General features: G+C 66.6%; 23 protein-coding genes and 1 pseudogene. 20 read left to right on the top strand and 4 right to left on the bottom strand.

Annotated features, from left to right (window positions below; all coding sequences use genetic code 11):
* Nucleotides 1–168: 168 nt before the first annotated feature.
* Complete coding sequence (locus ABZ827_RS27125) at nt 169–801, top strand: SagB/ThcOx family dehydrogenase (protein WP_357242362.1); 633 nt, start codon at nt 169–171, stop codon at nt 799–801.
* A gap of 93 nt (nt 802–894) precedes the next feature.
* Here ABZ827_RS27125 and ABZ827_RS27120 read toward each other — a convergent pair whose 3' ends face one another.
* From ABZ827_RS27120 to ABZ827_RS27110, 3 genes are all read right to left on the bottom strand, one after another.
* Nucleotides 895–1,692, bottom strand: coding sequence for a sulfite exporter TauE/SafE family protein (locus tag ABZ827_RS27120; protein WP_357242360.1), 798 nt, complete (start codon nt 1,690–1,692; stop codon nt 895–897).
* Nucleotides 1,693–1,771: 79 nt separating this feature from the next.
* The gene (locus ABZ827_RS27115) at nt 1,772–2,527 is read right to left on the bottom strand and encodes a helix-turn-helix transcriptional regulator (RefSeq protein ID WP_357242357.1); all 756 of its coding nucleotides are present in this window, start codon (nt 2,525–2,527) and stop codon (nt 1,772–1,774) included.
* 26 nt (nt 2,528–2,553) lie between these two features.
* Nucleotides 2,554–3,495, bottom strand: a complete 942-nt coding sequence (locus ABZ827_RS27110) for a hypothetical protein (RefSeq protein ID WP_357242354.1) — start codon at nt 3,493–3,495, stop codon at nt 2,554–2,556.
* Nucleotides 3,496–3,950: 455 nt separating this feature from the next.
* On the opposite strand from ABZ827_RS27110, the pseudogene ABZ827_RS27105 reads away from it, so the two are divergent.
* The 19 genes and pseudogenes from ABZ827_RS27105 to ABZ827_RS27015 all read left to right on the top strand — a co-directional run.
* Nucleotides 3,951–5,066: pseudogene (locus tag ABZ827_RS27105) on the top strand (transcription termination factor Rho, short form); the annotation flags it as partial.
* 68 nt (nt 5,067–5,134) lie between these two features.
* Nucleotides 5,135–5,752, top strand: a complete 618-nt coding sequence (locus tag ABZ827_RS27100; protein ID WP_357242352.1) for a TetR/AcrR family transcriptional regulator — start codon at nt 5,135–5,137, stop codon at nt 5,750–5,752.
* 173 nt (nt 5,753–5,925) lie between these two features.
* Nucleotides 5,926–7,455, top strand: a complete 1,530-nt coding sequence (locus ABZ827_RS27095) for a MorD protein (RefSeq protein WP_357242349.1) — start codon at nt 5,926–5,928, stop codon at nt 7,453–7,455.
* Nucleotides 7,427–8,284 (top strand): CbbQ/NirQ/NorQ/GpvN family protein, encoded by an 858-nt coding sequence (locus tag ABZ827_RS27090; RefSeq protein ID WP_357242512.1) that lies wholly within the window; start codon nt 7,427–7,429, stop codon nt 8,282–8,284. The genes ABZ827_RS27095 and ABZ827_RS27090 overlap by 29 nt, the downstream gene beginning before the upstream one ends.
* Nucleotides 8,285–8,449: 165 nt before the next feature.
* Entirely contained in the window at nt 8,450–9,154 is a 705-nt protein-coding gene (locus ABZ827_RS27085) for a hypothetical protein (protein WP_357242509.1), read from the top strand.
* 48 nt (nt 9,155–9,202) lie between these two features.
* Nucleotides 9,203–9,646, top strand: coding sequence for a hypothetical protein (locus tag ABZ827_RS27080; protein WP_357242346.1), 444 nt, complete (start codon nt 9,203–9,205; stop codon nt 9,644–9,646).
* A 153-nt stretch (nt 9,647–9,799) separates the two neighbouring features.
* A complete protein-coding gene (locus ABZ827_RS27075; RefSeq protein WP_357242343.1) occupies nt 9,800–10,609 on the top strand; it encodes an ABC transporter ATP-binding protein in 810 nt (269 codons plus the stop codon).
* Nucleotides 10,606–11,442 carry an ABC transporter permease subunit gene (locus ABZ827_RS27070; RefSeq protein WP_357242340.1) on the top strand — a complete coding sequence of 279 codons (837 nt, stop codon included), beginning with the start codon at nt 10,606–10,608 and terminating at the stop codon, nt 11,440–11,442. Before ABZ827_RS27075 ends, ABZ827_RS27070 begins: the two co-directional genes overlap by 4 nt.
* Nucleotides 11,439–12,248, top strand: coding sequence for an ABC transporter permease subunit (locus tag ABZ827_RS27065; RefSeq protein ID WP_357242337.1), 810 nt, complete (start codon nt 11,439–11,441; stop codon nt 12,246–12,248). Before ABZ827_RS27070 ends, ABZ827_RS27065 begins: the two co-directional genes overlap by 4 nt.
* Before the next feature lie 44 nt (nt 12,249–12,292).
* The gene (locus ABZ827_RS27060) at nt 12,293–13,348 is read left to right on the top strand and encodes an ABC transporter substrate-binding protein (RefSeq protein WP_357242334.1); all 1,056 of its coding nucleotides are present in this window, start codon (nt 12,293–12,295) and stop codon (nt 13,346–13,348) included.
* Between the two features lie 23 nt (nt 13,349–13,371).
* Nucleotides 13,372–14,748 (top strand): allantoinase AllB, encoded by a 1,377-nt coding sequence (gene allB, locus ABZ827_RS27055; protein ID WP_357242331.1) that lies wholly within the window; start codon nt 13,372–13,374, stop codon nt 14,746–14,748.
* Nucleotides 14,749–14,778: 30 nt separating this feature from the next.
* Nucleotides 14,779–15,684 (top strand): hypothetical protein, encoded by a 906-nt coding sequence (locus tag ABZ827_RS27050; protein ID WP_357242328.1) that lies wholly within the window; start codon nt 14,779–14,781, stop codon nt 15,682–15,684.
* A complete protein-coding gene (locus tag ABZ827_RS27045) occupies nt 15,681–16,343 on the top strand; it encodes a GntR family transcriptional regulator (RefSeq protein ID WP_357242325.1) in 663 nt (220 codons plus the stop codon). Before ABZ827_RS27050 ends, ABZ827_RS27045 begins: the two co-directional genes overlap by 4 nt.
* Before the next feature lie 40 nt (nt 16,344–16,383).
* Nucleotides 16,384–16,785: a gamma-glutamylcyclotransferase gene (locus ABZ827_RS27040; RefSeq protein WP_357242322.1), complete on the top strand. Its 402-nt coding sequence runs from the start codon at nt 16,384–16,386 to the stop codon at nt 16,783–16,785.
* Nucleotides 16,782–17,846, top strand: coding sequence for an acetamidase/formamidase family protein (locus ABZ827_RS27035; RefSeq protein WP_357242319.1), 1,065 nt, complete (start codon nt 16,782–16,784; stop codon nt 17,844–17,846). Before ABZ827_RS27040 ends, ABZ827_RS27035 begins: the two co-directional genes overlap by 4 nt.
* Nucleotides 17,815–19,080: an amidohydrolase family protein gene (locus ABZ827_RS27030; protein ID WP_357242316.1), complete on the top strand. Its 1,266-nt coding sequence runs from the start codon at nt 17,815–17,817 to the stop codon at nt 19,078–19,080. Before ABZ827_RS27035 ends, ABZ827_RS27030 begins: the two co-directional genes overlap by 32 nt.
* Nucleotides 19,081–19,164: 84 nt before the next feature.
* Nucleotides 19,165–19,743, top strand: coding sequence for a TetR/AcrR family transcriptional regulator (locus ABZ827_RS27025; protein WP_357242313.1), 579 nt, complete (start codon nt 19,165–19,167; stop codon nt 19,741–19,743).
* Nucleotides 19,744–19,807: 64 nt separating this feature from the next.
* On the top strand, nt 19,808–21,004 hold the full coding sequence (locus tag ABZ827_RS27020; RefSeq protein ID WP_357242310.1) for an NADH:flavin oxidoreductase: 1,197 nt from the start codon (nt 19,808–19,810) through the stop codon (nt 21,002–21,004).
* A gap of 178 nt (nt 21,005–21,182) precedes the next feature.
* Entirely contained in the window at nt 21,183–21,569 is a 387-nt protein-coding gene (locus tag ABZ827_RS27015) for a hypothetical protein (RefSeq protein WP_357242307.1), read from the top strand.
* Nucleotides 21,570–21,769: 200 nt separating this feature from the next.
* On the opposite strand, the gene ABZ827_RS27010 is transcribed toward ABZ827_RS27015, so the two are convergent.
* Nucleotides 21,770–23,212, bottom strand: coding sequence for a glutamate decarboxylase (locus ABZ827_RS27010; RefSeq protein ID WP_357242304.1), 1,443 nt, complete (start codon nt 23,210–23,212; stop codon nt 21,770–21,772).
* Between the last annotated feature and the right edge of the window lie 322 nt (nt 23,213–23,534).

Genomic DNA, 23,534 nt, shown 5'->3' with positions numbered 1-23,534 from the left:
CTCCTGCTCCTGTCGCTGAGGCGGTGATTGGGCCGCCACATGGAAAGGTAGATCCGATACCGGACAGTTTCGGTCCGCTATAGAACCGGGGATTTCGGCGATGACGCGCCTCGCCGATCATGCTCAGCAAGGTGGCGAGGGCGGCGACTGTCGTGGTCGAGTGGACTGATGGTCGATCACGAAATTCCGCTGGAACCGATCCGGCGACCGGGGGAACAGGGCACGCTCGGGAGCCTGCTGTGGCGGCGGCGAAGCAGTCGCAGCTTCGCTGGACGTTCGCTCGGACTGGATGCTCTCGCGTCCATCGTGTGGGCGGCGCAGGGGCGGACGGCTGACGGTCATCGCGTGTGTCCCTCGGCGCATGCGCTGTATCCGCTGACCCTGTCGGTTGTCGCGGGCAATATCGATAATCTTGCCGCCGGCGTGTACAGCTACGACGCCGACCACGACCGGCTGCGCCTGATTACCGTCGGCGACCATCGGGACGTGGTCGCCGGGACCACGCTGGTCGACTACGAATGGTTACGGCAGGCCGCCGCGCTGCTGATTCTCACCGGCGATATCGATTCGGCCGACCGGCATTTCGCCGATCAACCGCCCCTCGGCACGCGCGGTCGTCGCTACGTGTGGCTGGAGGCCGGCCACGCCTGTCAGAACATCTATCTACAAGCTGCCGAGGCGGGACTCGGCGCGGTGCTCGTCGCCGGATTCCACGATGATCGTCTTTCGAACCTCGGCCCGAAGATCGTCCCGGCCGGACATCACCCGCTCACGATCCTGGGAATCGGGCATCCGTCCTGAGCAGCGCCCTCGAGGCCACACCAGCGGGCCGAAGGGGTCGAGTGCGGAGGACCGGGCAGCTCGGCCCGCCGCGCTTCGTCCCGATATCGCCCGTCACCCCGTGACCCCGACCGTCACGCCCGCGGCGACCAGTAAGCCGAGGTATGTCCACGCGTGTACGCCGTCCGGGATATGTGGCGGGCGACGCCGCAGGACCACCACCGTCGGGATGGATCCGATCAGGAGCGCGAGCGCGGCGACGACGTCCACGGAGCCGACTAGACCGGCGGCCGCCGGGGTGCTGCCACGCAGCAGTAGGGACACAGCAAGCGCTGGAGCGATGATCACGAGGGTCAGCGGATTGGAGAGTGACGCCGCGACCGGCATGGAAGCGCCCGCTCGCCGCATGAGCGGTACAGTCATCACGCTTCCGCCGACACCCAGGAATGCGGCGATCGAGCCGATCGGAAGGCCGAGCGACCTACCTATCCCCAACGAGCCGGCCGGGGCGGGAGACGGCCCGCTGTGCGATCGCCCGAAGAAGCCGGGACGCACCAGTAGGTCGATGATCGTCGCGCCGATATAGAGCACGAAACCCCAGCGGATGATCGCCGCGGGGGCGAAGCGGGCCATACCGGCTCCGACGGCACCACCCGCGGCGAGCAGTACGAAAAGGGCCCATCGGCCGGTGAGACGCCGGAGCACCTCCCGGCGCGTGGCGAGGGTCGCGACGGCGGCGTTGACCAGCATGACGAGAGCCGAGGTCGCGGTCGCCACCCGCAACGCGTCGCCGCCGAGGGCGGCATCCGCCACGGCGATGACCGGCACGGTGACGAAGCCGCCGCCGAAGCCGAAGAGAACGGTGGTGACCCCGACGGCGAGACCGACGAGGGCGAGAGCGAGGAAGGACACCACTCGATCCCAGCGCAATCGACGATGGCGATCAATCGCTCTTATGCCGAATAGTTTCGAGAGTTCGCCACCGGTTGGATCAAGTGAAACGGGAAGGAGAAGCGCCGAACGCCCGGGTGAACGCGGCCGTGAACGCGGCCGGCGACGCATAGCCGAGAGCGCCTGCCACCTCCGTCACGGTATGCGCCTGCAGCAGGGGCAAGCTCGCCAGCAGACGGGCCCGGGATCGCCACATCGCCGGCCCGGTCCCCGTGACCGCACGGAATCGCCGATCGAAGGTCCGGCTGCTCATGGATACGGCCCGCGCCCAGGTGGTATTCGTCACCGCGAGGTCCGGCCGGGCCAGATAGTCTCGGCAGAGCGAACGGAACGGCTCCTCACGCGGCAGGGAGATCGAGAAGGGCGCCGGGGCCACTCGCTGCAATTCGTCGAGAACGAGCCGGACAAGTCTCCCATCTCTTCCCACCACGTCGTAGTCGTCCGCCAACTCGTTGGCCGCCCTGAGGAGCTCGCGCAGCAGTGGACCGACCTCGACGGCGGTGCACACCGCGGGCCACCAGGGCACGGCGTCCGGCTCGATGTACAGACTCCATGTGGTCACGCCGAGCATCAGCACCTCATGGCCGACACCCGGGGGGATGAGGACGGCGCGATCGGTCGGGACCGTCCACGACCCGTCGTCGGTGACCACCTGCATGACTCCGCTGGCGCCGTAGAGCAGCTGGGCACGACGATGGCGGTGGCGTGCGAGGAGAAAGTCCGGTGGGTAGTCCGTGCCCACCGGCAGGACATCGACGGGTAGATGGTCCAGCGCGTCGATCGAGACGTTGCGCACGACTCCCAGGCTAGTGCGCGGTGGGTTCAGTCCGATGTAAGCCCCGGAGGACGGCCGACATAATCATCCGGCCCCCAATCCTCACCCGGGCGTACCGTCGACGGCCCGTGGGAATCGGCATATTTTTCGTCCCACTCCTTTTCCAGGCGGGAAATATAGATATCGTTCGGATCGTATTCCATCGTATCTGTCAGCCCGTCACGGGCTTCGTCATAAGACAGTTCCCCGTCGAGCACCCGGCCGTAACGGCCTTCGCCCCTGGTGGATCCGCCACCCTCATCATTACGAGTGATGTCCGGGCCGCCGGCGTCCAGAATTTCCTTTCGTACCCGGGCTGTGACCAGTTCACTTTCGGCTTCCCCCGCATAAAGTTCGCGCATGTTCCGCGCGAGCCATGCGGGAAATTTTTCCCCGGGAGTGGGTGGATCGGTAATTGCTACGACCCGTCCGGGATATACGTGACCCACCTCGTGCGCCAGAATGCGAGTTGTCTGCACCGAATCGTCCTTCAACCCGTCATCGATAGTGATCTGCTTGGCTTGGTGGTCGGCTTCACCCTTCGTGCTTTCGCCATATTTTCCGGCGACATCCCCGTATTTTATCGTCCAGCCCTCGGCATGCAATGTTTCCAGCTGATCCACTAAGAAAGGGGACATACCGGCATAGCGTTGCACGGCCGGGTCGAATTCGGAGAGGGTGTCTTCCACCACGCGTTCCACCCGACTGGGTTCATCGTCGACAATTTGTGTCAGCGCTACGGCACCCAGGGCGCCGGCGGACACCCGCCGGAGAGTTTTTCCACGCCCCTCGTCCGCCATACGCAGGAATTCTCTTCCGGCCTTCGAGCCGTCGGCAATGCGACCGTAGCTTCCGTGGACCCCGCCCGCGGCGCCTCGAAAGGCCAGAGCCGCTTGCTGCGTGACTTTGTGTACAGCTTCGATAATGGATCGGGAGACGGGGGGCTTCATATGCGGCCTCCTGCCCGGTCACCTCGTCATCCGGTCCCCCGGCTTCCTTCGACAGTCTCACACCCGGTAAGCGATGTCATCCGGTACATGTTCAGCCCAGGACCAGTTCGAGACCGGCCTCCCCAGCGGAACCCACGGACTCGCGGGAACAACCCGGCGCTGTTGCGTGTTGCACGGGGTGCCGCTACCGTGGGTGCGGTCTTCATCTTGTGGACGTAGGTGGATCACTCCCTCCCACAAGACTCTGTATTCGTTACTTCGGTACTCGAACGCCGTCGGCTCGGCGCAACGTCCGAACCGGACGGGATTCCCACCACAGCAACGCCTCACATCTACGCCCATGCGGCGAGCGTCGTACGCAGCATGCGGCATTCACGGCACAGAGCCGATTCCGCAACTCACCATTCAGGAGAAACACTATGCAGGACAATACTATTCACAGACAGAACCATGCAGACGAGGACGATCGGCCGTCGGTGGCGGGCATCCTCGACATCACCGACAACCATGCCTCGCTACGCGTCGACGGCTACCTACCCGGACCGCGCGACGCACATGTGCCGCCGCGCCTGATCCGCGAGTACGGGCTCCGGCGCGGCGATACCCTCACCGGGACGGTCGGACCCAAACGTGAGGGCGCAAAACTGCCGCCACTCGTCCGAGTCGACAGCGTCAACGGCCTGCCGCCCGGCAACGCGAAATCGCGACCGAACTTCGCCGACCTGATTCCCATCTACCCGCAGGACCGTTTGCGGCTCGAAACCGAACCGCATGAGCTGACCACCCGCGTCACCGATCTGGTGATGCCGATCGGCAAGGGCCAGCGCGCCATGGTGGTCGCACCACCCAAGGCGGGCAAAACCTCCGTACTGCAATCCATCGCGCACGGTATCGCCAAGAATCATCCCGAATGCCAGCTGATGCTGGTACTTGTCGGGGAACGCCCGGAAGAGGTCACCGATCTGTCCCGCGCGGTACCGGCCGAGGTCGCCGCCGCGACCTTCGACCAGCCGGCCCGCGACCATATCGTGCTCGCCGAATTGGCCATCGAACATGCCAAACGCCTCGTCGAAATGGGTCGCGATGTGGTGGTCCTACTCGATTCGCTGACCCGGCTGGCCCGCGCGTACAACCTGGCCGCCGCCGGATCCGGCCGGATCCTCTCCGGCGGAGTCGACGCCGCCGCGCTCGCACCACCCAAGAAATTCCTCGGCGCCGCTCGCAATATCGAGAACGGCGGCTCGCTCACCATCATCGCCAGCGCCCTGGTCGAAACCGGTTCACTCGCCGACACCGTGATCTTCGAAGAGTACAAGGGCACCGGAAACGCCGAACTGAAACTCGACCGCCACGCCGCCGACCGGCGCCTGTTCCCCGCGATCGATATCGACCGTTCGAGCACCCGCAAAGAGGAGCTGCTGCTCACCCCCGACGAGCGCACCGCCACCCGCTCCCTGCGAAAAACCCTCGCGGGCCGCGACTCCCGGCAAGCTCTCGAACTGCTGTTGACCGGTCTCGGGCAGACCGAAACCAACGCCGAATTCCTCACCCAGATCCGCACCGCGGGCTGAGCTCCAGCTCCTTCGCTGACATCGGTCATTGAAATTTTTTATTGACATTTTTCAATGAGCGCGCGGTAATGGATATCGTGAACGCGCCGACACAACAGCCACGAGGCCGGGAAGCCCAGCGCTTGGAGACCCGGAAGCGGGTGTTCGATGCCGCCGTCGCGGAGTTCAAACGCACCGGCACCGCTGGAGCGGACGTGGGCGCCATCATCGATACCGCCGGCGTGGCGCGGGGGACGTTCTACTTCCATTTCCCCAGCAAAGAGCATGTGCTGCTGGAACTGGAGCGGCGTGAAGAGGCGCGCTGCGCCAAGGAGTTCGCCCGGTTCGTCGCCGGGCCGCACGATCTGCCGGCCGCCTTGCGGAAGGCGGTGCGACTCGTGCTCTCCGTCGAGCGCCGGGTCGGTGCGGTCCTGTTCAAAGACGTCCTGGGACTGCACTTCGCGCCGACCCGCCCGCCGGACGACGAATGGACCGACCATCCACTGATCGTGCTGGTGGTCGAGGAGATCGCCCGGGCACGCGAGGCCGGCGAGGCCGCGGACGAGGTCGATCCGTTCCACAGCGCGGTGTTCTTCCTGCTCGGCCTGTACGCATTGCTCACCACGACCAGCGATTCGAAATCCGTGCGGGCCACCATGCTCGACAACTACGTCACCGTCGCTCTGCGCGGCCTGGAACCCCGGTGAGCGCCCCGGCGTTCACCGCAGCCATCGGGAAAAGATCACAACGGAGGTCCTCATGTGGCAAGACATCGTGCGCCTGATCGTCGCCTGGGGCGCCATGGGCGCCGTGATCGGGTTCTGGTACTGGGTGATGCGCAATATCGGGACCTTCTGAGCCGCCCGAGCACAGGCATGTCATGAATATCCGGGAAACCACCTCCGCCGCGGCGCTCGAAAGCAGCTGCGCCGTCACCGCCGTCGCGTTCTCCGCGCGCAGACGATCCGGGGCCCGCCTCATCACCGGCGAGCGCCGCGCATTCGGCCTGAACCCGGCACAGACCGTCGTGCACGTACCCTATCCACCGCTGCCGGGATGGACCCGCCGCACCGTGACCTGCGGTGTCGCCCTGCAGTGCGCACCCTCCAAAGAACGCATCGCGCGGTACGCGCTGCACGAACTCTCACCCCGTGAACTCGCGAGCCTGTCCGTGGTCGAGGGGAATGTCGCGATGGGCTGGATCGCCGCGACATTCCCAGGCCTGATTCCGGAGCTGCGCCGGGTGCTACCCGATTTCGATATCGGCGATCCCGATCTGGACGGGCTCGCGATCGTCGACCGGGCGGTCGCGGCGGCCCGGTCGTCTCGCCCGCCCGTGGCGCACCCCATCCTCGGCACACCTCCGCTGACCGTTCCGGCGCGCGGCCGGGTATCGCTGGCGATGCGGCGGATGTACGGGCGGATGCCGTGGACCTCACAGCGCACCGATTCCTACCGCGCCATGTCGGTACCGGTCGGCGGCGAGGGCGGCGTACGCAACCCGAACCTGCCGCCACCGAGCCGCCCGGAGAACGACGATATCGAGATCAGCCCGGACCGGCGGGCGGGTATCCCCTACCCCGAGTGGAATTCGTGGACCGGCAGTTTCCTGCCCGGCCATGTCGCCGTCCTGGAACGGAGACAGGCCAGGCCGGCCCACAGCCCCGCTCCTGTCGCGGTGGATGTGCGGCGCTGGTTCCGCGAGCGCACCCACCGGGCGATGACCGGCGGACTGGAGGACGGTTCCGACCTGGATATCGACCGCTATATCGGCTACTACGTGGACCTGATGACGGGCACCGCGCATCAGCCCCGGGTGTTCCGGGAGCTGCTGCCGGAATCGCGCGATGTCGCCACCGCCGTTCTGCTGGACGGTAGTTCGTCGCTCGGCGTGCATCAGGGTCGCGCCTTCCAGCTGGAGCTCGCCTGCGCGGACGCCCTCTCCCACGCCATGGCCACGGCACGGGAACGGCACGGGATCTTCGTGTTCACCGGTAATACCCGGCACCGTGTGGAGGTCCGCTGCCTGAAGGATTTCGACGAGCCGAGTTTCGTCGATCCCGGTGGTCTGGGACTGGAAACCGGCGGCTACACCCGTCTCGGCGCGCCCGTGCGACACCTGACCAGCCGTTTGCTCGCGCAACCGGCCGAACGCCGGCTGCTGCTGATCATCGGTGACGGACTGATCTCCGACGAGGGTTACGAGGGGCGCTACGCCTGGGCCGATGTCGCGCATGCCGTCGAAGAAGCCGACGAGGCCGGTGTGGCCGTCTACTACCTCGGGATCGGACCCGTGCGGGTCGACCCACTACCCACCGTGTTCGGAGACCGCCGTTCCCAGCGGATCCGCCGGGTCGAGGAACTACCCCGTGTCCTCGCCCATGTACATCGCGAATTGGTCGCCGCTTAGCGATCGTGTCAGGAATGAGGTGCGGATGAGTACCGAGTACCACTCCACCGGCAACGATATCCAGTTGTTCGACAAGGCTTTTCAGCGGCAGATACCGGTGATGCTCACCGGGCCGACGGGCTGCGGTAAGACCCGGTTCGTCGAGTACATGGGACAGCGGCTGAACCGGCCGGTGGTCACGATCAGCTGCCATGACGATCTGACGAGCGCGGATCTGGTCGGCCGGTTCCTGGTGACCGGTGGCGATGTGGTCTGGAAGGACGGCCCGCTCACCACCGCCGTGAAGAACGGCGCGATCTGCTATCTCGACGAGGTGGTCGAGGCCAGGCACGATTCACTGGCCGTCCTGCATTCGCTCACCGATCATCGCCGGGCGCTGTTCCTGGATCGCGCCGACGAAGTGGTGCCCGCGCCGGCGACCTTCATGCTCGTCTGCTCCTACAACCCGGCGTACCGCAGTTCACTCAAGGAGCTGAAACCGTCTTTCCGGCAACGGTTCCTGACGCTGGCCATGGACTATCTGGACGCGGACCGCGAGACCGATGTGGTGGTTGCCGAAACCGGTATCACGCCGGAGATCGCCCGGCGCCTGGTCCGGTGCGCCCGCACCATCCGGGAGGCCGACGAGGTCTTCCATTTCGAACCTCCCTCCACCCGCGTCCTGGTGACCACCGCGCATCTGATCGCCGCCGGAGCGAGCGAATGGGAGGCGGCCCAGGCGTGCATCTTGGCGCCGTTGAGCAGTAACGGCGCGATCAACGAAGGTCTGCGCGAGATCGCGGCGGCCGGCCTGGCCGCCGCGGACACTCCGGCCGCGCAGTCGGTCTAGAAGGAGGCCAACCACCGTGAACGAACAGGATCGCAGGCGACGGCGTGCGCTGATCGCCGTTCAGATCTTCGCCTACGGATTTCTGCTGGCGATGTTCCTCATCCAGCTGTACATGTACTCGGTCCGGGATTGGTAGGAGCCCTCGTGAAACTCTCGACATTCACCCTGCCCTGGCGCGGCGCTCCCGCTGCCGCCGGGCCCAAGGACGCCTACGACGAACATCAGGACGAATCCCGGCGCGCCCAGCGGGAGGCCGACTGGTGGCTCACCGGCGGAACTCTGCTGATGGGCACGCTGGTGCTCGGTATCGTCGGTCTCCCGATCTTCCTGCGCGGGGTATGGCTACAGCGCCGGGCGCAGACCGCGGGCCTGTCGGTCCGCCCGATCATCGTCACCCTGATCGGCTATCTGGTTATCCTCGACGCCGCGCTGAACAGCCTCGGCTGGGCGCTGGATCTCATCGCCAACCACACGCTGATCAACCGGGTGATCCTCACCGCGTGGGGCAACTTCTTCGACGCCGGCTATTTCTGGCATTACAACGAACTGTGGATCGGCGGGGCCGGCGCGCCCGGCGAGAAGGGCTGGGAAGTGGCCCTGATGCTGACCGTGTTCCCGATGCGTATCGCCGCCGCGATCGCGTTCCTGCAGATGAAACGCTGGGGACACCAGTGGATGATCGTCACCTGCTGGTTCGGCCTGGTCATCTGGATCGGCTACACGTTCAACATGACCATGTACGCCGATGTGCGCTACGACGGGGTCGTACTGCCGGTGATCGGCTGGTGGCTCTACGACATCTTCTACATCACGCCGTTCCTCGCGATTCCCTATCTGCACACGGTCAACCGCGAGATCTTCTCCGACTGACCGGCGCCCACCCGGTAGTCGATTCCGTTCCGCTCGAAGGACTTCCATATGAGCACATCCACCCCCGCGGCGAACGATCCGGCGAAAACCGATCTGCCCCTGGGCACCACCGCACCGTACGCCCGGATGCACAAATGGCTACGGCGCGCCATCTTCGTCTGCCTGTTCGCGCTCGTCATCGAGGGCGCTTTCACGGTACCGGCCCTCGCACTCTGGTACGGCTGGCCGACCCTGTCGTTCACCGAGATCTGCAGTGAACTGATGAAGGTCAGATATTCCGACGACACCCTCGAATGCGAGCATCCGTATCCGCTGTCCGGACCGCCCTTCGGCGGGCCGCCGGAAGCGGCGGGTCAGAAAACCGCGCGGGACGATTGGGGTATTCAGCCGAAACCGGGCTGGGATCGGATCGGGTTCCGCGAACTCATCCAGATCCGCGACGACCGCGTGGCCCGCCAGGAAGCCGCGCAGCAGGCGCCACCACCCCGCTGACGGAACCGGGGCCCGGTGCCGCCCCGGTGAGCGGAACGTAATCCAGTCTTGTCCACACTTCATTGGGACGAAACGTCGGCCTCGTAGCTTCTGGATACGAGCTTGGATCCAAACTCGGATACAAGTCCGGAGGGCTTCACACGAGGAGAACGTATGGTCTCGCCTACCGCACCCGGAATCCATATCGGTGGTCTCACAAAGACATTCAAGGTCGGCCGGCGCCGGGAGGTCACCGCCCTCGACGGTGTGGACATTCAGTCCGGCGAAGGAGAATTCGTCAGCCTCCTCGGTCCCTCGGGGTGCGGGAAGAGCACTGTGCTGCGCATTCTGGCCGGGCTGGAGCCGCAGACCGAGGGTATCGCGCTGGTCCATGGCGAGACGCCACGCGATATGCGCCGGCACGATCACCTCGGGATCGCGTTCCAGGACGCGGCCCTGCTGCCGTGGCGTTCGGTGCGCACGAATATCCGGCTGCCCCTGGAGGTCGCCAAGAAGCCGGTGGACGATCGGGCTATCCAGGAACTGATCGATCTGGTCGGCCTGACCGGTTTCGAGAACGCGCGGCCCGCACAACTGTCCGGCGGTATGCGGCAACGCGTTGCCATCGCCCGCGCCCTGGTGGTGCGACCGCGGGTCCTGCTGCTGGACGAACCGTTCGGCGCACTCGACGATATGACCCGGCAGAACCTGAATATGGAACTGCTGCGTATCTGGACCGAACGCCCGGCGACAACACTGATGGTTACGCACGGGATCTCCGAGGCGGTATTCCTCTCCGACACCGTGGTGGTGATGAGCCCCCGGCCGGGCCGCGTCCAGAAGGTGGTCGATATCGACCTGCCCCGGCCGCGTACCCCGGAAATGATGCGGACCAGCGCCTTCCACGATTACGTCGACTTACTGTCCGGTGTCCTGTTCGGATCCGGAGAACCGGCCCGGGACGCTGTCGAGGTGGGCGTATGAGCGAGTCGGGCCCGGAAGTGGCGGCGAAGGGCGACCACGCGGAGCCCTCGCGGATGCTCGGCAGCGGCGGTACGAAAGGCCGGAAGTATCTCGGGGCGGCCGGCTCTCTGATCGTGCTCGCCGCCTGGCAGGTGATCGGAGCGACCGGAGTACTCGGTCCGGCCATCGCGGCCCCGGTCGATATCGTCCAGGGCCTGATCACGGACGGCACGAACTTCTACAGCCTGCATCTCCCGGTGACCCTCGCATCGGCGGCCGCCGGCTTCTTCTGGGGCAATCTGGCCGCGATCGGTTGCGCGGCCCTGGTGCTCACGGTGCCGGCGCTGGAGAAACTGGTTCTGCAGATCGGTATCGCCTCGGCCTGTATTCCGCTGATCGCCATCGCGCCCATCCTGGCAGCATGCTTCAACGGGCAGGTGACCTCGGCGATCATGGCGGCCGTCTCCGTTTTCTTCACGACGCTGGTCGGGACCATCAACGGGCTCCGGCACGCCGACCCGGTCAGTGAGGATCTGGTCCGGGCCTACGGCGGCGGCAGATATCTCGTATTGCGCAAGGTCCAGTTGCTCTATGCCCTGCCCGATATCGTCACCGCACTGAAGATCGCCGTTCCGGCGGCCCTGCTCGGCACGATCATCGGCGAATTCATGGGTCAGGAAACCGGTCTGGGCGCCGCGCTGGTGGTCGCGCAACAGTCCAGTGAGGTCGTCCGCACCTGGGGTATCACGCTGGTGTGCAGTGCGCTGGCCGCCGGAGGCTTCCTCATCGTCGCCGCCGTCCAGCGCTTCGCCACCCCGTGGGCCGCCGGGACCGAATCGGAGGTCCGGGTATGAGCACCGCGACTGTACTGGGAAATCCGGCCGCCAGAAGTGCGGCGCGGACCCTCGCGACCCTGATCGGTGCGGTACTGGCCATCGTGATCGTGTGGACGGTGTTCCTGCGGGTGGTCGATGTCAGCTCGTTCGTCGCGAAATCCCCGGGCGATGTGGTGACCTACCTGTTCACGGCCCCGGAGGCCGCGGCCAACCGCTCCGCGATCATCGCCGATCTGCTCCGCACCCTGGCCGACGCCTCCTACGGCTACCTGCTGGGGCTCGCGCTGGCAGCGGCGGTTTCGCTGCTGTTCTATTTCTCGCGAACCGTCGAGTCCATGTTCACGCCGACGGTGACCGCCGCGCACGCGATCCCGATGGTGACCGTCGCGCCGATCCTGGTCCTCGTCTTCGGCCGGGGAGCCCTCGCCACCGCTGTTATCGGCGCCGCCGTCGTCGTCGTACCGGCGCTGCTCACCATGCTGCACGGAATCCGCGCGACCCCGCGGGCGGATCTCGACATGATCACCGCGTTCGGCGGTTCCACCCTGGATGTCTTCTTCAAAGTCTCGCTCCCCCACGCCGTGCCGACCTGGTTCGCCGCGGCCCGAGTCGCGGTGACGACCTCGGTCGTCGGCGCCCTGCTGGCCGAATGGCTCGCGACCGGGGAGGGTCTCGGCGGGCAGATGCTGCGTGCCGCCAACGAATTCCAGTTCGACCGGCTCTGGGCGTCGGTGGTCGTCCTCACCGTCGTATGCGTCGCCGTCTACCAGGTGGTCGCAGTCGCCGAGGACCTCGTGACTGCCCGGATGAGCGCTGCGCGCTGACACCGGAGCCCGCACTCCATGCACCAACAATCATCGGAGCACCCATGTCTGCACAGTTCGATCGCCGTAAATTCCTGACCCGAACCCTGGCGGCCGGCGGCGTCGCGCTGGCCGGTTCGGCCGCCCTGACCGCGTGCGTCTCCGGTGGCGCCACCAGCGGCTCCACCGACGGATTCGGCGTCGCTTCCCAGCGGCTGGCCTGGATCAAGAACACCCAGTTCGCGGGCAGCTTTCTCGCCGACCGCAACGGTTACTATCTCGACGCGGGTTTCACCGGAGCGGATCTCGTCGCCGGCGGCCCGACCGCGCCGCCCATCGAATCCGATGTCCTCAGCCGCACATTCGCGGGCGTCTCCCAGGTACCCATCGTCGGCTCGGCGGTCGCCAAGGGCGCGCCGTTGAAGATCATCGGCGCGGTCTACCAGCGGTACGCCGGATGCATCATGTCGATGGGTTCGAAACCGATCGACGGACCACAGGATCTCTACGGCAAAACCATCGGCTGTGCCTCTTCCAGCGAACCCGTCTGGCGTAACTTCATGGCCGCACTGGGGCTCGACGATTCCCGGATCAACACCGTTCCCGTCCAGGGGGATCCGATCGGGATGACGGTCGGTGAGATCGACGGGTATCTGGGATTCATAAACAGCCAGGTCGTGGACCTGCGCCACAAGGGATTCGATATCCGCGCCACGCTGCTGGCCGATATGGGCTTTCCGCTGGTGGGCCAGACCTATATCACCACCCAGGCCAATCTCGATAATCACCGGGACAAGGTCAAAGCCTTCCTGAAGGCCGAGGTCCGCGGCTGGAAGGATGTTGTCGCCGATCCGCGCCTGGCCACCGATATCACCGTCGACGATTACGGCAGAACTCTCGAACTCGACCGCGCGGCCACGTTCGATTGCTGTATCGCGGGCATCGAACTCATCCGCAACGGCGATCCCCGGCAGCAGATCGTCGCGATCTCCGACGAGGCGGCCGCCGCGAATATCGCCTCGATCGCGGCGGGCGGATTGGACCTCACCGTGAACGACCTGTTCGATCTCGGGCCGATCCGCGAGGTCTTCGCCGAGAACCCCGACCTCGCCCTCGCCTGACTCTCTCCCCGAAAGGCCTGATCATGCCCGCCTTTGCCACCACCCCGGATTTCGTCGTCACCGGCGCGACCGTGGTCTCCCACGACGGCCGCCGCCGCCAGGACATCGCCGTCCGCGACGGCCGGATCCTCGCCGTCGGTGACGGTCTCGCCGCCGAGGGGATCCCGGCGGTCGACGCCACCGGCTTGATGGTGTTGCCCGGTCTCGTCGATATGCATGTCCACCTGCGGGAACCCGGGATGGTCGAGAAGGAGGATTTCGCCAGCGGGACACGGGCCGCGGCCGCGGGCGGTGTGACGACGGTCGTCGATATGCCGAACACCAAACCCCCGGTCGCCACCGCCGAGCGATACCGGCAGAAGCTGGAACTGGTCCGGAACAAGGCCTATGTCGATTTCGGGCTCTACGGAATGATCGACCACGACAACGACGGCGAGATCGCCGGGATGGCCGGGCTGGGCGCCATGGGCTTCAAACTCTTCATGGGCCAGACCACCGGCGATAACCGCTGCCCGAACGACGCGGCGATCTTCCGCGGACTCGAGGCGGCCGCGGCGGCCGATCTCGTGGTCGGGGTGCACGCCGAGAACGACCACCTACTACGAATGTTCGGCGACCGGCTGCAGGACTCCGGCCGCAAGGACCCGCGGGCGCATCTGGAAGGGCGGCCGGCCTTCGTCGAGGTCGAGGCCGTGACCCGGATCGTCACCATGGCCACCGAGGCCGGTGCGAAACTCCATATCCACCATCTGTCGACGGCGGCGGGACTGCGGCGGGTGATGGATCTGCGCGCCGAGGGTCACCGGGTAACGGTCGAAACCCTTATCGCGCATCTGTTCCTCGACGACAACGCCTACGACAACTACGGCAACCTCGTGAAGCTCAACCCACCGATCCGGCCCGCCGCCGATGTGGACGCCCTCTGGGCCGGGATCGCCCGCGGCGATGTCGATATCATCGCCACCGACCATGCCCCGCATACCGCGGACGAACAGGCCGAAACGGATGTCTGGAAGGCCTACGGCGGTTTCATCGGTGTCGAGACGATGCTGCCGCTGCTGCTCACCGCCGCCGCCCAAGGCAAACTGACGGTGGAAGATATTGTGCGGCTCTGCGCCTACCGGCCCGCGCAGCGATGGTCGATCGCCGGCAAGGGGCAGATCGCGGCGGGCTACGACGCCGATTTCGTTCTCGTCGATCCGACCGCCGAAACCACTCTCGACTCCGCCGCACTGCATTCCAAGCACACCGTCACGCCCTACCACGGGTGGCCGCTCACCGGGTCGGTCGTCGCCACCTATCTGCGTGGGCAGCTCGTCTACGAGAAGGGTGACATCATCGGTGCGCCGACGGGCCGGCAGGTGCTTCCTATCCGCGCATCGCGCGCTGCCGCACTCTGACTGCCATCCTCCGAATACTAGGGAGAAGTCGTGACCGAATCACAGATATCTCTGCTCGACTCCGGCGGCGACGGCGCCGCCACCATCCGCAACGCGGTGACACAGTGCCTGGACGAAGTGATCCGCGCCGGCGTGGTGCCCGATCGACCCGCCGAAACCTGTGGCGGATCGTTCACAGTGATCGCCGGTATCGGCACCACGGCACCGCACGCGCTGCGCGGCGCACTGCTGCACGACGCACTCGCCGCCCAGGGTGTCGAACCGGCAGATACCGTCCCGTTCCCGGATGCGGACGCCCTGCTCGCGGACCGGTCGTGGAACCTCGCCCTTGTGCTCAGCCCCTGGAAACAGCGTGTGGCCGCACAATTGGCGACCCGAACCGAATCCGCTCTTCGGACCGGCGTCGTCGACACCATCGTCCGCGGCGCCGACGGCCCGGCCGGGATCAACACCAACACGTGGGCGGCACAGGCGGCGATGGAAACCGTTCTGGGCGGCCGGACCCCGGGTGCGGTACTGGTACTCGGTGCCGGCGGATCGTCGAATTCGGTCGCGCTGGGGTGCCGCCGCGCCTGGCCGGATACGCGGCTGATCGGCAGCGCCCGCAATTCCGAGGCCCTGTCCGCGTGGGCCGCCCGGTTCGGCGCCGAGGCCGTGGCGCCCGGCGAGCTGAAGGCGCTCTGCGCCGAGGAGTCTCCCGCCCTGATCGTCAACACGACCACCTGGGGTGAAACCGACGCTTCGGAGAACGAACCCTTCGTTTTCGACTTCCCGGAACTCGCCCGGCCGGGAAATTGCTATTTCGACCTGAACAACCGGGTCTCCGCGCTGCAGACCACCGCGCTGCGCTCCGGGATGAACGTTGTGTCGGGCACGTTCATGCAGCGCGTCACCAACGCCTGCCGCGCCGCGCTGCTGAGTACGGAACCACGGTGACCACGCCCAACGGGGCGGGTACCCGGCCCGCCGAGGAACAGCTGAGCGTCCGGGAACGGGTGTACCGCTTTCTGCGCCAGCAGATCATCACCGGTGAATACGCCGGCGGTATCCGGTTGACCGAAGAGCAGATCGCCGAGGAACTCGGCGCGAGCCGGACGCCGATCCGGGAAGCGCTGCAACGGCTGACCAGTGAAGGCCTGGTCGAACGGGTGCGGCGCGGTCAGTTGGTGGTCGTGCAATTCGATGCCGATGTACGAGCCGAGCTGCACGAACTCCGGGTCGCCTTCGATCAGGTGGCGGCAAGAATGCTCACTGCCAAGGCGGACAGCGTGGACTGGGTGGCGCTCTACGCACTACTCGAACCGCTCGGCACCGCATTGCACGAATACGGCGTCACCAGCCCCCAGTATTCGATGGCCCATCTCGAATTCCATATGGCCGTCAACCGGGCCGCGTTCACCCCGGTCACCTCATCGTTCCTCCGACGGCAGGCCTTTCTCTACCCCACCGACGACTACGTTCAGCAGCCGGGCCACGAACCCGTCTCCCAGCATCGGGTACTCCTCGACGATCTCTCCAGCGGCGATCCGGAACGCGCCGTCACCGCTGCCCGGGTGCACGCGCTACGGGGCCCCGGAAATACCACCCTTATCTGATATCGCGTCCTCGTACGCTCTGCCGCCAAGGAGCTCCACCATGTCCGACGGTCTCGTCCTCATGTTCGTCAACGGCCAGGCCATGCGCGGCGGATCGTTGCACGATGCCCTTGCCTCGGCACGTTTCCTCGGCGCCGTGCGAACCGCTCCGAGGTATCGCTTCTTCTCGTTCGACGATGTATTCCCCGGTCTCGCAAGAGTTTCCGAAGGTGGCTGGGCAGTACCGGGAGAAATCTACGAAGTGTCCTACGCCGACCTCCGCGACAATCTGCTGCCGCGGGAGCCGGCCGAACTGGAACTCTCGGTGATCGAACTGGAGGACGGCCGGGGTTCGCTGAGCATGGTCTGCCGTCGCCTCCCCGGGCCGGACGACCCCGTCAGTGAGATCACCGCACCCGGCGGCTGGCGCGAACACCACTCGATTCCGGCCGGTCGGCTGTGACAGAGATACTCACCGCCGGAAAGGATCCCGGGACCGCCGATCACTATCTCTGGTGTACCCCGGAGACCGTCAGCTGGGGAACACTGCCCACCGCGCGAACCACACCGGTCCTGGCCGTCGACAGTGGCGAGACCGTCACCTTCGATACGGTCTCGCAGGAAGGCCTGATGGAGGACCAGGGGCGCGATCCGGCCGGCTACTTCGGGCAGTTCGGCGTCGCCCCCGGAGACGTCCTGCCCGATGCCGTCGACCTGGCCGCATCCGATCTACATCGGATGGATACGCCCGAAGGTCCCCATATCGTGCTCGGCCCTGTGCACGTTCGGGGAGCCGAGCCCGGAGACTGGCTGCGGGTGGATTTCCTCGGCCTGACGCCCCGGGTTCCCTACGGCATCATCTCCAGCCGGCACCGCCGGGGTGCGCTGCCCGACGAACTGCCACGCGAGGCCGACGGCAGTGTGCCCGCCGTTTTCAGCAGATTCTGCGCTCTCGACGGTCCGGGTCGCGCGGAGTTCCGGTACGACAGGGGCCGGGCAACGATCGATATCCGGCCCTTCATGGGGCTGTGCGGTGTCACCCCGTCCGGTGACGAAGCACGCAGCACCATCCCACCGGGGCCGTTCGGCGGGAACATGGATATCCGTGAGATCGTGGCCGGTTCGGCTCTCTACCTCCCCGTACAGATCGCGGGCGCCGGATTCTTCCTCGGTGACCCGCATTTCGCGCAGGGCAACGGCGAGATCGCGCTCACCGCTCTGGAGGGATCCCTGCGTGTCACCGCGCGGCTCTCGGTGGTGAAATCACTTCCAGGGCAGCCTCCGGCCGCCCCGTTCGCCGAAACAGACGAGCACTGGATCCTGCTGGGGATGGACGAGAGCCTCGATATCGCGATGCGGGAATGCGCGCGGACCGCGGTCGAGTTCCTCGCGTCCCGCACCGGTATGACACCGAGCGAGGCCTACCTTTATCTCAGCGCGGCCGGAGATTTCTCGGTGACCCAGGTGGTCGACCTGGTGAAAGGAGTGCACTGTGCGATCCGAAAACGCGATGTCGCCGGGTAGTTTCCGCCACGCCGACGGGGGGCGGGTCACGTCACTGCGCAACGCCGCGACCGTCGACGGACAGCTCGTGGATGTACACATCACCGGCGACCGGGTGGCGGCGGTCGCCGCGGCCGGAGACGGGCCCGTGGGTGAGCGCGATCTGGACCTCAGCGGTTACCTCCTGCTCGAGGCACCGGCGGAACCACACACCCATCTCGACAAGGCGCTCTCGTTCGACGAAATCCGGCCTCCGCTGGGCGATCTGCGCACTGCCATCGCGTCCTGGGAGGAATACAATCCCCGGCTGACGGTGGACGGTATCGCCGACCGCGCGCGCCGGGTGGCGTTGCACATGCTCTCCAACGGCACGACCGCCATCCGCTCGCATGTCAATCTGCTGCCCGGTGACGCCCCGCTGCGCGGCGTACAGGCACTGGTGCGCGTGCGGGCCGAACTCGCGGCGGTCATGGATATCCAGCTGGCGGTCCTGGCCCCGTACGCGGTGGACGATGCGGCGATCCACGCCGCACTCGACCTGGGGGTCGATTTCGTCGGCGGCCATCCGCACAACACGCCCGAGCCGACCGCCAACCTGCGGCGGCTGCTGCGGATCGCCGAAAACCGCGGGATCGGTGTCGATATGCATACCGACGAACAACTCGACCCCGAGATGCTCACGCTCGAACAGCTCACCCACCTCGTCCGGGACAGGCCGCCGACGCGATCGGTGACCGCGAGCCACTGCGCCAGCCTGGGTATGACCCGCCCGGAGGTCCGCGCGCGCGTGACGGCCGCGGTCGCGGCGGCGGGTATCGGCGTGGTCGCGTTGCCGATCACCAACCTGTACCTGCAGGGCCGCGATCACCCGGTGGCCACGCCGCGGGGTATCACCGCGGTTCGCGCACTACTCGATGCCGGCGTCCCGGTGGCCGGCGGCGCGGACAATGTACGGGATCCGTTCAACCCGCTCGGGCGCGCCGACGCGTTCGAAACGGCCATGCTGCTCGTCACCGCCGCGCATCTCACACCGCGGGAGGCCTACCGCGCGGTCAGCACCGGTGCCCGCGAAGTGATGGGCCTCCCGGCGGCCGGGCCGGTGCCGGGCGCATACGCCGATCTGCTGGCCATCCGGGCCTCCGGTCTCGAGGACGCCATCGCCACGGCGCCCACCGATCGGTTCGTTCTGCGCCGCGGCAGGCTCGTCGCGGCCAGCCGCTCGGAACGCTCGACGGTGACCCGGCCGCCGGACTGATTCCGCGCCCCGGCTTCAGACCGTTCTCAATCAGTAGTTCAATCAATGATTGAACTTTCCCGGCCGCGGTGGTTCACTACCTCCATGCCCCAGAAAGTCTCGGCCGGGACCCGGGAACGCCTGCTCACGGCCGCCGAACGACTACTGCTGACCGAGCGCTACGAGGATGTCTCGGTACGCGGCATCTGCGCGGCGGCCGACGCCAATGCGGCAGCCGTCCACTACCACTTCGGGTCCAAAGAGGCCCTCGTGGTGGCCCTGCTGGAAGACCGACTCGGCGCGCTGTGGGCCGACCGGCTCACCGCCGTCACCAGCGAACACCGCCCGGTCGGCGATATCGTGGACGCGATCCTCGAACCGTTCACCGAACTGGCGGCCGACCCCGCGGGCCGGCTACATCTACGGCTGCTCGCCCAGTGCATCCTCGGCCGGCAGGTCGGACTCGAGTTCTGGCAGCAGCAGTGGTTCCGGCTCGATTCGTGGTCCGGCCTGCTGCCCCATCTGCCGGAACCGGACAGCCGGCGCCGCTGGATGCTCGCCTTCGACCTGATCATCATGCGATTCGGCGGCGACGCCGCCGACGGCCGGCCGATCACCGAGCAGGCCGTGGCGTCCCTGCGCGATTTCGTCGTGGCCGGATTGACCGCAAAGGAGACCCCGTGATGCGATGCCTCCGCCTCCGCTCCGGCCTCCGCCGACCGCATGCACCAATCTCGAGGGAGATTCGATGAACGAGGTATTCGCACCCACCACCCTGGGCCCGCTCACCCTGCGCAACCGGGTGATCAAGGCCGCGACCTTCGAGGGCCGCACCCCCGACGCGCTGGTCACCGATGACCTCATCGAATTCCACCGCGAAGTCGCGGCGGGTGGGGTCGCCATGACAACCGTCGCCTACTGCGCCGTCGCGCCGGGGGGGCGCACGGACCGGCACCAGATCTGGATGCGGCCCGAAGCCGTGCCGGGACTGCGCCGTCTCACCGACGCGGTGCACGCCGAGGGAGCGGCGGCCAGTGCGCAGCTCGGGCACGCGGGTCCGGTGGCCAATTCCGCATCCAATCGCGCACCCGCGCTGGCACCGAGCCGACTCTTCAGTCCACTCGGGATGAGCCCGATGAAGGTTCCGGACGAAACCGAGATAGGTGAGCTCGTCACCGCTCACGCGGACGCGGCGCTGCTGGCGATCGAGGCCGGTTTCGACGCGGTGGAGATTCATTTCGGGCACAACTATCTGGCGAGTTCGTTCCTGAGCCCGCTACTGAATCGGCGTAAGGACCGCTACGGCGGCACATTGCAGAACCGGGCCCGGCTGGCCCGCGAGATCGCCCGCGCGGTGCGCGATGCGGTGGGCGAGCGGATCGCGGTCACCGCGAAACTCAATATGGAGGACGGGGTCCGCGGCGGATTCACCCTCCCGGAATCGTTGCAGGTGGCCTCCTGGCTGGAGGCCGACGGCACACTCGACGCGCTGGAGCTGACCGCGGGCAGTTCCCTGCTGAATCCGATGCTGCTGTTCCACGGCGCGGCACCGCGCCGGGAGTTCGCGAAAACACTGCCGGGGCCGGCGCGTTGGGGTTTCCGGCTGATCGGACGGGCCTTCCTGCGCGAATACCCCTACGAGAAGGCCTATCTGCTGGAACGCGCCCGCCAGTTCCGCCGCGAACTGTCCATGCCGCTGGTACTGCTGGGCGGGATCACGGACTCGGAGTCGATGCAGCTGGCCATGGACGAAGGGTTCGAGTTCGTCGCCATGGGCCGGGCGCTGCTGCGGGAGCCGGATCTTTTGCGGCGCATCGAATCCGACGCGAAGACCGAGTCGGCCTGCGTGCACTGCAACGAATGCATGCCGACCATCTACAGCCGTACGCGGTGCGTATTGCGGATCGAGCCGTCGGCTGCGGGTTCGGCGCCGGACAGCCGGTGAGCTGCCGAATCCACTGTGCGCCGGGGGCGCTCGGGTGTTGTACAAACATTCATTAACGAACACCTATTGAATGCGCCGTTGTTTAACGGTACGGTAAGCGGTATCGAAACCCGCACTCCCCGAGTGCGATTGCCCGCAGACCTACTCACCGCACCGCGGCGAAACCGAGGACCGAACCATGCACCGAACCTCCCGCACCCACCGATTCGTCACCCGCATCGCCGCCACCGCGGTCATCGCACTGGCACCACTGGCGATCACCGCCGCACCCGCCCTCGCCGAGCCGGTGGCAGTCGCCCCCAGCTCGGAGGTCGAAGATGTCAGCCGCCCAGGGCATTTCGGCCATAACCACGGCCACGGGCGCGGCTGGAACCACGACCGCGGCAACCACAGCTGGAACGGCTGGTCCGATGACGGCATCGACTGGAACCGGGGCCACCGCAACCGGCACGGCCACGGCCGCCCGGGCCGCAACCACGGCTGGAACCACGACCGCGGCTGGAACCACGGCCACGGCCTGCCGCTGCCCGGGTTCTTCCTCCCCGGAACCGGCAGCGCATTCTAGCCGTCGAATAGCGGCACATCATTCAGGTTTTCAGATGTGCCGCCGAGAGAACTGCCCTCCTGAGCGGCCGGCCGGCTTCACGAGAGCCGACCGCCGCACGACACCGGCCGCCACACCCGGTGGAGATTCCGGTGATACCGGGTGGGCGCGGAACAGTCGGCGATCAGTTCCGCGGCCACCCGGCCCGACCGGGCGCAGGTTCACCCGGCTCCACCCGCCGGCGGCGACGCACCCTGAACACCGGTATCCGCGCCGTGGGAGAACGAAGCGGATTCCACACCCCGCTGCGGCGCCTGCTGGGCCCGGAGGCGCGGCAGCGCCCGTTCGAACGCCCCGATGAGCAGATCCGCCAGATCGTGGCTGAAACCGTTACGGACCACGATCCGCAGCACCGCCAGATCTTCCCGGTCCGCCGGGAAGGTATAGGCGGGAACCAGCCAACCCTCTTCGCGTAACGCGGCGGAGACATCGAAAACCGAGTAACCGCTCTCCTCCGGCGCGAGCTTGAACGCGAAAACCGGCAGTTCCCGCCCATCGGTCAGCAGTCGGAAAGCACCCAGCTGCGCGATCCGGTCGGCGAGCGCGGCGGCGACCTCCCGGCAGTAGCCCTGGACACGTTCGTAACCGCGGCGACCGAGCCGCAGGAAGGTGTAGTACTGCGCCACCACCTGAGCGCCCGGCCGCGAGAAGTTCAGCGCGAAGGTCGGCATCTGGCCGCCGAGATAGTTGACCCGGAACACCAACTCCTCGGGTAACGCCGCGGCATCGCGCCACAACACCCAGCCCACACCCGGGTAGACCAATCCGTATTTGTGGCCCGAAGTATTGATCGAAGCCACCCGCGCGAGCCGGAAATCCCACTCCAGCCCGGGATCGCAGAACGGTGCGAACATGGCACCGGACGCACCGTCCACATGCACCGGGATATCCCAGCCGTTGCTGTCCCGAACCTGATCCAGGGCGGCGCAGATCTCGGCGACCGGTTCATAGCTACCGTCGAATGTGGAACCGAGCACCGCCACCACACCGATGGTGTTCTCATCGCAATGGGCCGCCGCCTCATCGGCGGTCAGATGGAACCGCTCCCCCGCCATCGGCACCAGCCGCGCCTCGACGTCCCAGTATTCGGTGAATTTCTCCCAGCACACCTGGACATTGCTGCCCATCACCAGATTCGGCCGGTCGGTCGCCTGCCCGGCGTCCCGCCGCCGTTTCTGCCAGCGGCGCTTCAACGCCAGACCGGCCAGCATGCACGCCTCACTGGAACCGGTGGTGGAACAGCCGACGGCGTGATCGGGATCGGCGGCATTCCAGAGATCGGCGAGGATCCGCACGCACCGAGCCTCCAACTCGGCGGTACGGGGATATTCGTCCTTGTCGATCATGTTCTTGTCGAAACATTCGCTCATCAAGGTCTGCGCCATAGGCTCCATCCACGTGGTGACGAAGGTCGCCAGGTTCAGCCGAGCGTTGCCGTCGAGCAGCAGTTCGTCGTGCACGATCTGATAAGCGGTATCGCTGTCGATCTCACCGGCGGGAAGCCGGTTACGCGGCACCTCGATGGGTTCCCGGGTGAACACGGGATTCACCGCGATCTGCTCGCGATCGGGCTCCGAGATATGCGCCGGATGGGTCAATGCCATGGAAACCTCCATCAGCATCTGGCCGGGCGCCGGTCGCCCGGTCCGCCGATCGGTAGGAGTATTCCCTGATGGGCGGGGTCGGAGGTGGAGGTCGCGGGGCGCGGCGGGTCGTGGTGGGTTCGGTGAGCGGGGGCGGGTCGTGGATGTGACGAACAGGGACAGTTTGCGAAGGTGAGAAGCAGGGCAGTTCGTGAAGGTTCTGTGTTTTTTGGCGTCGCCTCCGGCGCCGCGGGTTCGGGGCCCCCTTGGTCTCGTTCTTCACTCCCGACGCTCAGTCGCTGCGCTCCTTCGCTCTGGTCGCTCCAGAACGAGACGGGCCCCG

Source organism: Nocardia sp. NPDC019395 (genome assembly GCF_040632335.1).
Taxonomy (GTDB): Bacteria; Actinomycetota; Actinomycetes; order Mycobacteriales; family Mycobacteriaceae; genus Nocardia.
This window is presented reverse-complemented; position numbering and strand designations above follow the sequence as displayed.